Below are 13,059 nucleotides of genomic sequence, written 5' to 3'. Positions count from 1 at the left end.
CCCTCTTCCAGAGAGATAATCTTCAGACATATTTCAGAAACGAAGGGTCAATCCTCGCACGTCAGGTTTCTGGTTTGAAAACCGGTACTGTCCGCGCGCTTTTTGTCTGGTGGCCGTTAGCCGGACCGGTGCTTTCGCGTTCGACCAGCGAATAGCTCAATTCCACGCACTCGTTCCCATCCGGCTTTTCGCGCGGGGCGCCGCCGACCAACAGGTCAACCGCCACGGCAGCCATTTCCGCATTCGGCTGGTTGACCGTGGAGAGCGGCGGCCAGGCCATGCGGGAGATTTCGTCGTCGTCGAACCCGGTGATCGACAGTTCGGCAGGCACGGAAACGCCGTGCCGCATTGCCACCACCATCGCTGCGAACGCCATCTTGTCATTGCTCGCAAAAATCGCGGTGGGCCGCCGACCATCGGCAAAAATCGCCTCCGCAGCAGCGAGGCCGGACTTGAAACTGAAATCGCCCTGCAGGACCCGGCGCGTGGGAATCTCGATCCCTGCCGCAGCGCAGGCATCGGCAAAGCCCTGCCAGCGCAAGGCCGAGGCGCTGTGGCCGGGATGGCCGAGAATGAAGGCGATGTCCTGGTGGCCTAGCGCAATCAGTCGCTCCGCCATTTCGCGCGCGGCGGCCCGGTCGTCGATCCGCACTTGCATCGCGCGGTCGGGCTCGGTTGCTGGGGATAGGCGCACCACCGGAATACCGTGACTGTCGAACAGGTCGAGCAATTCCGTCCAGTCGCAGACCGGAGCCGCCAGAATGGCGCCGGACAGCGAAAGTTCGCGCAGCGTGGCATCTATCTGCGCCAACCAGTCCGGACGGTCACGCTCCACCTCTTCAACGACAAGGTGATGACTGCAGGCCCGGCATTGCGCCAGCGCGCCGCGCTGAAGGTCGGCGGCATAGCCCGAGACCGGATCGTCCACGAACAGGCCGACAAGGAAGGAGCGCGAACTGGAAAGGCCGCGCGCGAAGGCATTCGGCTTGTAGGCCATTTCGTCGACGACGCGCATTACACGTTCGCGAATCTCATCGCGCACATGCTGTTCGCCATTGATCACGCGCGATACCGTCTTGGGTGAAACCCCCGCACGCGCGGCAACGTCCTTGATCGTAACTGCCTTCAAGCCATTCTCCATGCCAGTGCAGCAGGATAACCCGCTCGAACCACAGCGAACATCGCGATGATGAGATAGCAGATGCCGGGAACGACCAGCGACGGCAAGAGGCCGATGCCATCGGCCAGCGCTGCCGTTGCCATGGGGACCACGGCACCGCCGACAACAGCCATGCACAGGGCCATGGATGCATAAGGCACCGCGGCCTGCTCGTCCGGCAGGGCCAGGGCGAAAAGCGTGGGGTACATGACCGAATTGCAGACGCCGACGGCGATAAGCGCGGCCGCACCGGCCATCCCGTGGCCGAATGTCGCAATCGTCACCAGAACGGTGGCCGCAAGGGCGGTCGCGGCAAGAACTCGCGTGGCGGGCCAGCGGCCTAGTGCCAGAGAACCGGCGAAGCGGCCCATCATGGCGCCCCCCCAATAGAGGCTGACAAGGCGCCCAGCCGTGACCGGATCGGCGCCAATGATTTCGGGAAGCACGAGGTAATTGGTCAGCAAAGTGCCGATCGTCACTTCCGCCCCGACATAGCCGAACATCGCGATGCAGCCGGCCGTCAGGCGGGGAGTCGACAGCACGCCCAGCAGGCCGGACAACGACACCCGTTCCGGCGGGGTTGTTCCCTGCAGAAGATCGCGATTGCGAAAATACGACCAGGCCATGGCCAGCAGCACCACGAAACTGGCGATGAACGGTACTGCCACCATCAGCCACGCGGCGGCATCCCCCCCGGCGCTGCGGTTACTCAGCAGGAACGATGCGCCCAGCAGCGGGGCCAGCACCGTACCGATCGAATTGAACCCCTGCAGCAAGGTCATTCGCGCAATCGCCCGGTCCGTTCTCTCGACAAGGGTAATCACGACGTTGCCGGCAATCTGCAGGAAGGTAATCCCGCCCGCCAGCGCCAGCAGCGCGATCAGCACCAGCGGATAGTCGTGCAACGCCGCCGCACCGACGAATCCCAGGCTACCCGCCGCCATGACCGCGCAGCCCACCGCGATCACCCGCATATAGCCGATTCGCACCAGCAGGGCGGTGATTGGCAGCGCGAACAGCAGATAGCTGGAATGAAACGCCGCCTGCACCAGTGCCGCGCGCGTATAGTCCAGCCCCATGAGAAGTTTCAGCCGCGGCACCAGCAGACTCACCAGCGAAACCACGAAACCGCCCATGAAATAGGTTCCGATCGACAGGTTGAACATGCGCGCGGCACGCAGTCGTTCCGCCGTGACTGGCGCTGGCGCGGTATCTTCCGCTGCACCGGCATATCCGCCAGACCGTGAGACCATGGTGGCACCCCCTCATTTTATTTTGTGCGCCATTCATAGCCAGTTTTCGGCAAATTCGCGCGCATCCTTTCCGCGCTATCGACAAGAAAGGGCAACAATGTCGCAACAATGCCTTCAGAGTCCGATTGACAACGATGTCAGACTTTGCAATCAGGCCCCCAAGCCGACCAAGATGCGGCGGGGAGGATCATGAAAGCTCAACCGAATATTCGGCAGCGGCGCGCCCGTCTGCATGCCTTGCTCCGGTCCACCCGACTGGCTGGGCTGGCCCTCGCCTTTCCGGCGGTGGTTTTCCCGGCATCGGTGATGGCCCAAACCACCGGCAGCGCCACCACGACCCCGGCTGCGGCAGAAAAGCCCGCGACTGGCGTGTGGCAGGATAAGTCCCGCCCTGCGCAGGAGCGTGCCGACGCGCTGGTCAAGGCCATGACGCTCGAAGAGAAGCTGGCGATGGTTCACGGCCTGTTTCCGCCGCAAACCAAGAATCCGCCCGCCGACATGATCCCGTCCGCCGGCTATGTTGCTGCCATTCCGCGCCTTGGCATTCCGGCCATGCGCGAAAGCGACGCCTCGCTGGGTGTTGCCAACCAGGTGGAACAGCGCAAGGGCGACGTGGCGACCGCGCTGCCTTCCGCCCTCGCCACGGCAGCCGGTTTCGACACCGATATTGCCTATGCCGGCGGGGCGATGATCGGCGCGGAAGCCCGTGCCAAGACTTTCAATGTCTTGCTGGCAGGCGGCGTCAACCTGACCCGTGACGCCTGGAACGGCCGCAACTTCGAATATTTCGGCGAAGATCCGCTGCTCTCGGGCCTGATGGCCGGGGCCGCCGTCCGCGGCGTGCAGTCGAACAACATCGTCTCCACCGTAAAGCACTTCGTGCTCAACAGCCAGGAAACCGGCCGCACTATCCTGGACGCGCGGATCGACACGGTGGCGCTGCGCGAAAGCGACCTGCTGGCTTTCGAGATCGCCATTGCCGATGGCAAGCCAGGCTCGGTCATGTGCGCTTACAACCGGATCAACGGCGACTATGCCTGCGAGAACAGCTTCCTGCTGACCGATGTGCTGCGCAAGGAATGGAACTATCCCGGCTTCGTGATGTCGGACTGGGGCGCGGTCCACTCCACTGAGAAGGCCGCCAACGCCGGGCTCGACCAGGAATCCGGACAGGAGCTGGACTCCAGCATCTTCTTCGGCACGCCGTTGGCCAAGGCCGTGGCGGAAGGCCGCGTATCGAAAGCGCGGCTGGATGAAATGGTTGGCCGTATCCTCACGGGGCTGATCGCCACCGGCGCTTACGACCATCCGTTGCCGACAAGTGCGCAGCCGATCGACTACGAAACCCATGCCAAGGTGGCGCAGCACGCCGCCGAAGCGGGGATCGTCCTGCTCAAGAACACCGGCAATATCCTGCCACTGGCGCGAGAAGCCAAGACGATCGCAGTCATCGGCGGCCATGCCGACGTGGGCGTGCTGTCCGGCGGCGGATCGTCGCAAGTGCGGTCGGTCGGCGGTGTGCCGATCGAAATTCCGCTAACCAGCGGCGCGGCAGCCTCATTTGCGCGCGTCACCTATCATGCTTCGTCCCCGCTCGAAGCGATCCGCGCGCTGGCGCCGAACGCCACTGTCCGCTTCGTGGACGGCAGCGATCCGGCGGCAGCCGCCGCAGCGGCCAAGCAGGCGGATATTGCCATCGTCTTTGCCACTCAGTGGCAGACAGAGGCACAGGATGCGCCGTCCCTTTCGCTCCCCGATGGGCAGGACGCGCTGATCGGCGCGGTTGCCGGGGCGAATTCACGCACGGTCGTCGTGCTCGAAACCGGCGGCGCGGTGCTGATGCCGTGGCTGGATCGTGTGCCTGCCGTGGTCGAGGCATGGTATCCCGGGCAGCGGGGCGGTCAGGCGATTGCCCGCGTGCTGTTCGGCGAAGTCGACGCATCCGGCCGCCTGCCGCTCAGCTTCCCCCGCTCGCCCAGCCAGTTGCCGCGTCCGGAGCCGGTACAGATGCCCGCCGGGGCGTCCGACAATGGCGCAGCAGCCAATGCGGCGCTGGGTGACGCAGCGAAGCTGCCCCCCTACCCCATCGAGTACAAGGAAGGCGCCGACGTTGGCTATCGCTGGTATGCAGACAGCAAACAAAAGCCGCTGTTCCCGTTCGGGTTCGGCCTCAGCTATGGCCACGCCGCCTTCTCAAACGCCAGTTTTTCGGGCGGTGCGGCACCAGGTGCAAGCGTAACCGTCCGCAACGACGGCAAGCGGGTGACGACCGTGGTGCCGCAGCTCTACGCCACGATCCCCGGCGTCGCTACGCCGCGACTGGTGGGTTGGGCCCGCCGCGTTCTGCAGCCGGGCGAGAGTGCAACGCTCACGATCAAGGCCGATCCGCGCCTGCTGGCACGCTGGAACACCCAGGGCGCGGCGCAAGGTTGGCACATTTCAACAGGAAATTACAAACTGACGCTGGCTACGGACGCCGAGAACGTAGTCGCTGAAAAGATTGTTAATTTGGACGGTGTCCGACTTGGCGTTACTGCCGCCGAAACTGGTGGCAACAAAGGCGCAAAAAACAAGACACATTGACAACGATGTCGGCAATGTTAGCAAAGCAGATCAAGACGGCGTCAATGCCGCGATGACTGCAGAATACTGGCAGTAACAGGGAGAGGGTATCATGAAGGGTTCACGCCTTGCGTCGTCGTTCGCGCGATCGACGTCAGCAATAGCTATGCTGGCGGGTCTGGTTGCGCCAGGCGTCGCCATCGCGCAGGATGCTGCAGCACCGGACAGCGCGGCCGTCGATGCGAACGAAATCGTCGTCACCGGCGTTCGCGCGTCGCTGGAACGGTCCGCTGAAATCAAGCGCAATTCCAACGGCGTCGTCGACGCCATTTCGGCCGAAGACATCGGCAAGTTTCCGAATACCAACCTTGCAGAATCGCTGCAGCGCATTCCCGGCGTTTCGATCGACCGTGTGAACGGCGAAGGTTCGACCGTTACCGTGCGCGGCTTCGGCGCGCAGTACAACCTTGTCACGCTCAATGGCCGCCAGCTGGCCACCTCGGACATTACCGCAGTCGGCGGCGACCAGGGTGGTGACGGCGCTTCGGGCACCGGCCGTTCGTTCGACTTCTCGAACCTCGCGTCGGAAGGCATCCAGACCCTTCTGGTCTACAAGACGTCGCGCGCGGCAGTTCCTTCGGGCGGCATCGGCGCCACGATCGACATCCGCAGCCGCCGTCCGCTGGACAACAACGAAAGCGGCTTCCAGGGTTCGGTCGGCGCCAAGGCCAGCTACGACACCAGCGCCGACGATTGCATCAGCTGCGGCGCCCATGTGACGCCGGAATTTTCGGGCATCGCCAGCTGGAGCGATCCGGATCAACGTTTCGGCGTGGCCCTTTTCGGCAGCTACCAGAAGCGCAACTTCAGCGTTCCCAGCCAGGCGAACGATGACTGGAACATCCGCACTTTGTCGGATTTCCTGAATCCCGCCAATGGCTTCGTGAACGCGAATACCAAGTACACCAACCTGCCCAGCGATCCGAACGTGCTGGTGGCCGTCCCCAACGACAGCCGCTACCACTTCTCGGAAAACAGCCGCGAACGCATCAACGGCCAGGCCGTTCTGCAGTACAAGCCCACCGATACCCTGACGCTGACCGTAGACGGCCTCTACGCACAGCTGCGGGAATCGGAACGCCGCTCCACGCAGTCGAACTGGTTCAACCGTCCCTTCGATCAGGTCGGCTTCGACGACGCTTCGGACGGAATTGCCACCACGCAGTTCCTGCATGAAACGATCAACGGCGTGAAGGACGCCGCGTTCGAACAGGCCTATCGCGCCCAGAAGAACCGCCTCTACGACATCGGCGCCAATGTTGCCTGGCAGGCAACCGATCGCCTGTCGTTCACGCTGGACGGCCACTTCGGCAAGGCGGACAGCACGGGTGACAACCCGAACGGCCAGACCTCGACCACTGTCGCGATCAACACGCCGGTCGTGACGTCGCAGTCTCTGACCTGGACAAAGGGCGGTTTCCCGCAGCAGGCCTTCACCTTCAACGATTGCGTGGGCAGCACCACCCCCGCGGGCGTGGCCTTCACCAAGGGCAACTGCGACGGCAAGCTGGACGAAGGCGACCTGTCCGGCGCTATCCAACGCCAGTTCGACTCCGCACAGACCCAGCGCGTTAAGGAACTGCGCCTGGACGGCAAGTTCGACCTTGGCGGCGACAGCCATTTCGATTTCGGCGGCAACTATCGCACCACCAAGACGCGCCAGACGCAGTACAACACGCGTCAGGTTCTGGGTGACTGGGGCAACTCGCTTCCGCCTGAAATCGCTGCCGTTGCGCCGGGCCAGGTCTTCCAGTTCTGCAATACCTGCCAGTTCCACCACAACAACGCGAACTCCGACGCCAACACGATGGTCGCATGGCGCACAGAGGACGCGACGAAGCTCTACAACACGCTGTTCAACTACTACAGCGGCATCACCAACGACGGCATCAAGCACAACAACAATATCGACGCGAATAACGACAACCGCGTCCAGGAAGACATCTGGGCGGTCTACGGCCAGTTCACCTGGAACGGCCAGATCGGCGACATGAATGCCCAGCTGGTTGCCGGTGCCCGCTTCGAAAGCACGAAGGTCAAGGCTGTTTCGCTGCAGCCGATTCCGCTGGCGATCGTGTGGCAGGCGGATAACGACTTCAACATCCTGTACACCGCCGATCGCCAGGAAGTGAAGAACAGGGGTAGCTACAACAACTTGCTGCCGGCGTTCGACTTCTCGATCGACTTCACGCCCACGCTGAAGGGTCGCTTCTCCTACGGCAAGTCGATCGCGCGCGCGCCTTACGGCAACCTGTTCGCCTCGACCACTGTCGGCTCGCCGCCGCGCCCGACCGCGATCGGCGGCGTCGCGACTGGCAACGCCAACAACACCGACCTCGATCCGTTGAATTCGGACAACTTCGACGTGTCGCTCGAATGGTATCCGCACAAGGATGTCTACCTTTCGATCGGCTTCTTCGACAAGCGCGTCCACAACTTCATCGGCAACACGCTGGTCAACCGTTCGCTGTTCGGGCTGGCCGATCCCACCTCGGGCGCGGCAGGAACGCGTTCGGGTACCGCCAAGACGCAGTTGCAGTCGACCTTCGGTGCCGACATCACCGACGTGAACCTGTTCACCTACACCGCGCTGCTTCAGCAGAACAACGGCGACGTGAATGCGGCCAACGCCCAGTTCGCTGCGCATTACAATACGCAGACCCGCGCGCTGGATCAGGGCTTTGTGGACAGCACGCTGGCAGCGGTCGACATCGTTGCCGATGCCAACGATCCGCAGTTCAACTTCTCGGTCAACACGCCGATCAACAACAAGGACGCCGAAATCTACGGCGTGGAACTGGCTGGCCAGTACTTCCTTGGTGAGACCGGCCTTGGCGTGGCCGCCAGCTACACGCTGGTGCGCGGCGACGTGGGCATCGACGTTGCTGCGGACCCCAGCGTCGACCAGTTCGCGCTGGTTGGCCTTTCGGACACAGCCAACGTGACGCTGATCTACGAAAAGTACGGCATCTCGGCTCGTCTCGCCTGGAACTGGCGCGACAAGTTCCTGAGCCAGCTGAACCGCGACAGCTATCACAATCCGGTCTTCACGGCGCCTTACAGCCAGGTCGACCTGAGCGTGAGCTATGACATCACGCCGAAGATCACCGTCAGCTTCGAAGGCATCAACCTCTTCGAGGAAGGCGTGCGGACCTACGGCCGTGACAAGATGAACACCTGGTTCGAATCCGAAGGCTCAGCCCGCTACTTGCTGGGTGCCAGCTACAAGTTCTGAGAATAACTGCCGCCCACGCGAAGAAGGTCAGCTTGATATGGCTTTCTTCGTGTGGGATGGCAGTCCCATACGCATGCTGGCGATAGAACATGACCGACCCCGTACTACTCAATAACGTCGATCATCACGACCTGCGGATACGCGCGGATTACGGGGCGGAACTGGGTGATGCCGTCAATCAGGTGACGGTGTTTGCCCCTGAATTTGAGGCATTGTCACGCGAATACCCGATCGTATTTCGCCGCGATGCCGCAGGAGCCTTTCGGGCCGTCGCACTGCTCGGTTTTGCACAAGACGAAAATCTGTATCTCGATGGCCCGCACTGGAATGCGCGCGTCATCCCTGCCCTCGTGGCGCGCGGTCCGTTCTCCATCGGGGTGCCAACGGCGGGCGAGCCGGGCGAGCCGATGATTCACATTGCGCTTGATCATCCCCGGATCTCTCATGATCAAGGCCACCGCGTGTTCCTCGATCACGGCGGCAATGCGCCTTATCTCGATCATGTCGCGGCAATGCTGCGCATGATCTATGCGGGAACCCAGATCGGTCCCGCCATGATCGCCGCTTTCGATGAAGCCGGCCTGCTGGAAGCGGCGACATTGCAGATGGAAGCGGCCGATGGCCGGCGCTTCGTTATTCCCGATTGCTGGACGATTTCGCAATCACGCTTCGCCGCTTTGGACGGTGCGCAGCTTGCAAAGCTGCACGACGGGGATTTCCTTCGTTGTGCGGTCTGGCTGATGTCCTCAATCGGCAATCTTTCCGCACTGGTCGATCGCAAGCTGGCTCGCGATGGCGGAAGCTGATCGCCCAATAGGTCAAGCTGCCGACATGCGGTGCACCCGCGTTCTCGAGGGTGCCACGCTAGAGAATCTGGACCTCACCGCGCTGATCGAAGCGGGAGAACCGGTTATCCTTCGCCAGGCCGCTGCCGATTGGCCGTTGGTGCGTGCGGGCAAAGCCTCGCCGGAATCCGCTGCCCAGATCCTGCGTCAGCATGATGCCGGACTACCTATGGTCGCCTACATCGGCGATCCCAGCATTGCCGGACGGTTCCACTACGATTCCGAGTTGGCCGGGCTCAACTTCACCACTGAACGCGGCATGTTGTCCGCATTCCTCGATCGTCTGCTGGCTCTGCGCGCTTCTGCCGATGCCCCCGCAATTTATTTGGGCTCGACAGACCTCGATACGTTTCTTCCGGGAATGCGCACGTCGCATCAAGTCTCCCCGGCGGACGGCACCTTCGACCGCCATCCGCCGCTTGCGAGTGCATGGATCGGAAATCGTACCATCGCCGAAACGCATTGGGACATGTCGAACAACATGGCCATATGCGCGGTCGGCCGACGGCGCTTCACGCTGTTTCCGCCCGATCAGATAAGCAATCTCTATCCCGGCCCGATCGAGCCAACTCCGGCCGGGCAGATCGTCAGCATGGTCGATCCCGCGCGGCCTGACTTCACCCGCTATCCCGGCTTCCCCAAGGCTCTGCAAGCCGGACAGGTCGCCGAACTGGAACCAGGGGACGTGCTGATCTACCCGGCGCTGTGGTGGCACCGGGTAGAGGCGCTGGACGATTTCAACGTGCTGATCAATTACTGGTGGAACGCCGCGCCAACGTTCCTGGACGACCCGATGACCACGCTGCTCCACGCGTTGCTCAGCCTGCGTGACCGGCCGGCGCACGAAAAGGCTGCCTGGCGCAACATTTTCGATCATTACATCTTCGGCCCGCAGGACGCCGCTGCGGCACATCTGCCCGCGAAAGCGAAAGGGCCGCTCGCCCCGTTGGACCTCACAATGGCGCGTCGATTGCGGGCGCTGATCGGCAACAGGATCAATCGATGAACACATTCGCACGCAAACGCGTGGTCGTTGCCGGTGGGGGCACCGCCGGATGGCTGGCGGCGACGGCCATCATCCGCCAGCTGGCCGGGCTGGTGGACGTGACGCTGGTGGAATCCGACGATATCGGCACCGTCGGCGTTGGGGAATCGACGATCCCCACGATCCGTACCTTCCATGATTTCATCGGCGTGGATGAGGCGGAATTCGTCCGTGCCACCAATGCCACGTTCAAGCTGGGCATCTCGTTCGAAAACTGGGACCGCGTCGGCGACCGTTATTTCCATCCGTTCGGTTCGGTGGGCAAGTCCACATTCGTGGCCGATTTCCAGCATTTCTGGCTGGAGGCGCGCAAACAGGGTTTCGGCGGCGACTACGGCGACTATTCGCTGGAGCAGCAGGCGGCGGACGCCGGAAAGTTCCCGGCAGCGGGCGATTTCTCGGCCGGCTACGCCTATCACCTGGACGCAACGGCCTATGCCCAATTTCTGCGCCAGCTAGCCGAAGGCGCGGGTGCTCGCCGGGTCGAAGGCCGCATCATAAGCGTTGAACAGCACGGCGAAAGCGGCGATATCGATGCCCTCGTGCTGGAATCCGGCGCGCGGGTCGAAGGCGATCTGTTCATCGATTGCACCGGTTTTCGCGCCCTGCTGATCGAACAGACCCTGAAAACCGGCTTCGAAGACTGGAGCCATTGGCTGCCGACGAACAGCGCCTTTGCAGTACAGACGGAGTTTGCCGGCGATCCGGCGCCGTACACGCGTGCCATCGCACATGGCGAAGGTTGGCGCTGGCGCATCCCGTTGCAGCACCGGGTCGGCAACGGCATCGTCTATGCCAGCGATTTCCTGTCCGACGATGCGGCCCGGGATCGGCTGCTGCAGACGCTGGACGGAACGCCCCTGTTCGACCCACGTTTGCTGCGCTTCACCACCGGAATGCGCAAGCAGGTCTGGAACCGCAACTGCATCTCGCTGGGTCTTGCCAGCGGCTTCATCGAACCGCTTGAATCGACCAGCATCCATTTGGTGATGATTGCGGTTACCTGGCTGATCCAGAGCTTTCCGTTCGGGCCGGACACCACCGCCGCGGCGGCATGGTTCAATGCCCGGTCGCGCCATGAGTGGGAACACGTGCGCGATTTCATCGTGTTGCACTATGCCATGACGCATCGCGAAGACACTGAGTTCTGGCGCACCCACCGCGCCGCCGCCGTTCCGGACAGTCTTGCGCAGCGGATCGCCCTGTTTCGCGAGGCGGCGATTGCCCATCAGGGGCAGGACGAGATGTTCCGCGTCGATTCCTGGGTTGCCGTCCTCACCGGTCAGGGCGTCTGGCCGAAGCGGCATCACATGTTGCCGTCCACGCTTCCCGCGCCGCAGTTGCAGGCCGCGCTGGGCGATCTTCAGCGCAGCATTGAGGCTGCCGTGGGGCAGATGCCGACCCACGCGGAGCGGCTGGCACAGATCGCAAATGGCGCAAGAGTGGGTGCAAGAATGGCTGAGACGGCATGAGTTGAAGGGAGCACCTTCAGTTCCGGCCGATGTCGCACAAGAACGCAGCTATATCGCCAAGCGACAGTGTCATTGCGTTCGGACACCCCTGTAGCGCCGCCAGCGGCATGGCATCGGCATAGGCTGTGGATGGATCCTCCACGATTGCAGTGCCGCCGGCATCGGCAATGGCCCGCAGCCCTTTGGCGCCATCCGGACTGGCCCCGGTAAGGATAACGCCGATCGCGCCGGCGTCGAAGGCATCCGCAACGCTTTCGAACAGCACGTCGATCGAAGGGCGGGAATGCAGTACCGGCTCGTCGCTCGACAGCGCCAGCGTGCCTTCCGCCTCCACCAGCATGTGATATCCGGGGGGCGCAAAATAGACCGTACCGGGCAGCGCCGGCTCCTTGTCCTCCGCCTCTCGCACCGGGACGCGGCACTTTTGCCCGAACAGGGGTGCCAGGACGTTGCCGCTATCGGCAGGCATGTGGATCACGACAAGGATCGGCACCGGATAGTCATCGGGCAGCGCCGAAAGAATCCGGGAGAGCGCCTCGATACCGCCTGCCGACGCGCCGATCGCGACCACGCGAAGGCTACTGGCAAGCGGTCCGGCAGAGGTCATCCTTCGCGCTTTCTATAGATCTTGTCCTCCCGCACGAAATCGCCAAATGCGTTCGCACAGGCCGAAAAGCGGATGTTCTCCTTCGCACCCAGCCCCAGAAATCCGCCGCGGATCAGCGAGTCCCGGAACAGACCGATAGCGCGATCCTGCAGTTCGCGATCGAAGTAGATCAGCACGTTACGGCAAGAGATCAGGTGCATTTCCGAGAATACCGCATCGGTGACAAGACTGTGATCGGAAAACACCACCCGGTCCCGCAGGCTCTTGTCGAACACGGCGCTATCGTAGGCCGTACTGTAATAGTCCGAAAGTGACGATTTGCCGCCGGAAGCGCGGTGATTTTCCGTAAAGGTCCTGATCCGATCGAGCGGATATATCCCACGCGAGGCGAGGTCGAGCGCATCCTGGCTGATATCGGTGGCATAGAACAGCGTGCGCTCTTCCAGCCCCTCTTCGCGGAACAGGATCACATAGGAATAGAGTTCCTCCCCCGCGCTGCACCCCGCGATCCAGACCTTGAGCGAGGGATAGGTGCGCAAGTGCGGCACCACCTTCTCGCGGATCGCGCGGAAGAACGAAGGGTCGCGGAACATCTCGCTGACCTGCACGGTAAGATAGCCGAGCAGACGCGGCAGCATCGCCGGTTCGTGCAACAGCCGTTCCTGCATCATGGAGAAGTTGGCAAGCCCCATCCTCTCTCGCGCCTGCCGCAGCCGCCGCCGCACCGATGCCTGCGAATACTGCCGAAAATCGTAATGATAACGCTGGAACAGTGCTTCCAGCAGCAAACGGATCTCGATATCCTCGACCGGATCGGACAT

At 62.6% G+C, this 13,059-nt stretch carries 9 protein-coding genes; 5 read left to right on the top strand and 4 right to left on the bottom strand.

What is annotated here, in order from left to right; translation table 11 throughout:
- Nucleotides 1-61: 61 nt before the first annotated feature.
- Nucleotides 62-1,129, bottom strand: a complete 1,068-nt coding sequence (locus ACZ1JC_RS01955; RefSeq protein ID WP_465139587.1) for a LacI family DNA-binding transcriptional regulator — start codon at nt 1,127-1,129, stop codon at nt 62-64.
- On the bottom strand, nt 1,126-2,412 hold the full coding sequence (locus tag ACZ1JC_RS01950) for an MFS transporter (protein ID WP_465139588.1): 1,287 nt from the start codon (nt 2,410-2,412) through the stop codon (nt 1,126-1,128). The genes ACZ1JC_RS01955 and ACZ1JC_RS01950 overlap by 4 nt, the downstream gene beginning before the upstream one ends.
- A 306-nt stretch (nt 2,413-2,718) precedes the next feature.
- On the opposite strand from ACZ1JC_RS01950, the gene ACZ1JC_RS01945 reads away from it, so the two are divergent.
- The 5 genes from ACZ1JC_RS01945 to ACZ1JC_RS01925 all read left to right on the top strand — a co-directional run bounded on the left by ACZ1JC_RS01945 (nt 2,719) and on the right by ACZ1JC_RS01925 (nt 11,631).
- Entirely contained in the window at nt 2,719-4,995 is a 2,277-nt protein-coding gene (locus ACZ1JC_RS01945; RefSeq protein WP_465140311.1) for a beta-glucosidase, read from the top strand.
- Nucleotides 4,996-5,086: 91 nt separating this feature from the next.
- On the top strand, nt 5,087-8,269 hold the full coding sequence (locus ACZ1JC_RS01940) for a TonB-dependent receptor (RefSeq protein ID WP_465139589.1): 3,183 nt from the start codon (nt 5,087-5,089) through the stop codon (nt 8,267-8,269).
- Between the two features lie 89 nt (nt 8,270-8,358).
- Nucleotides 8,359-9,075, top strand: a complete 717-nt coding sequence (locus ACZ1JC_RS01935; protein WP_465139590.1) for a SapC family protein — start codon at nt 8,359-8,361, stop codon at nt 9,073-9,075.
- Between the two features lie 25 nt (nt 9,076-9,100).
- A complete protein-coding gene (locus tag ACZ1JC_RS01930; protein WP_465139591.1) occupies nt 9,101-10,120 on the top strand; it encodes a cupin-like domain-containing protein in 1,020 nt (339 codons plus the stop codon).
- A complete protein-coding gene (locus ACZ1JC_RS01925; RefSeq protein ID WP_465139592.1) occupies nt 10,117-11,631 on the top strand; it encodes a tryptophan halogenase family protein in 1,515 nt (504 codons plus the stop codon). The genes ACZ1JC_RS01930 and ACZ1JC_RS01925 overlap by 4 nt, the downstream gene beginning before the upstream one ends.
- A gap of 16 nt (nt 11,632-11,647) precedes the next feature.
- Here the strand turns inward: ACZ1JC_RS01925 and ACZ1JC_RS01920 are convergent, their stop codons facing one another.
- Both ACZ1JC_RS01920 and ACZ1JC_RS01915 read right to left on the bottom strand, forming a co-directional pair.
- The gene (locus ACZ1JC_RS01920; protein WP_465139593.1) at nt 11,648-12,238 is read right to left on the bottom strand and encodes a chemotaxis protein CheB; all 591 of its coding nucleotides are present in this window, start codon (nt 12,236-12,238) and stop codon (nt 11,648-11,650) included.
- The gene (locus ACZ1JC_RS01915) at nt 12,235-13,059 is read right to left on the bottom strand and encodes a CheR family methyltransferase (RefSeq protein WP_465139594.1); all 825 of its coding nucleotides are present in this window, start codon (nt 13,057-13,059) and stop codon (nt 12,235-12,237) included. The genes ACZ1JC_RS01920 and ACZ1JC_RS01915 overlap by 4 nt, the downstream gene beginning before the upstream one ends.

This window comes from Sphingomonas sp. BL-S-28 (assembly GCF_055521515.1).
Note: the sequence above shows the minus strand (reverse complement) of the source record. Positions and strands in the feature narration are given on the sequence as shown.

Excerpts from the sequence above, each read along its gene's own strand:
- ACZ1JC_RS01950 (WP_465139588.1), bottom strand. The coding sequence starts at position 2,412 with ATGGTCTCACGGTCTGGCGGATATGCCGGTGCAGCGGAAGATACCGCG.
- ACZ1JC_RS01945 (WP_465140311.1), top strand. The coding sequence starts at position 2,719 with ATGGCCCAAACCACCGGCAGCGCCACCACGACCCCGGCTGCGGCAGAA.
- ACZ1JC_RS01940 (WP_465139589.1), top strand. The coding sequence starts at position 5,087 with ATGAAGGGTTCACGCCTTGCGTCGTCGTTCGCGCGATCGACGTCAGCA.
- ACZ1JC_RS01935 (WP_465139590.1), top strand. The coding sequence starts at position 8,359 with ATGACCGACCCCGTACTACTCAATAACGTCGATCATCACGACCTGCGG.
- ACZ1JC_RS01930 (WP_465139591.1), top strand. The coding sequence starts at position 9,101 with ATGCGGTGCACCCGCGTTCTCGAGGGTGCCACGCTAGAGAATCTGGAC.
- ACZ1JC_RS01925 (WP_465139592.1), top strand. The coding sequence starts at position 10,117 with ATGAACACATTCGCACGCAAACGCGTGGTCGTTGCCGGTGGGGGCACC.
- ACZ1JC_RS01920 (WP_465139593.1), bottom strand. The coding sequence starts at position 12,238 with ATGACCTCTGCCGGACCGCTTGCCAGTAGCCTTCGCGTGGTCGCGATC.
- ACZ1JC_RS01915 (WP_465139594.1), bottom strand. The coding sequence starts at position 13,059 with ATGTCCGATCCGGTCGAGGATATCGAGATCCGTTTGCTGCTGGAAGCA.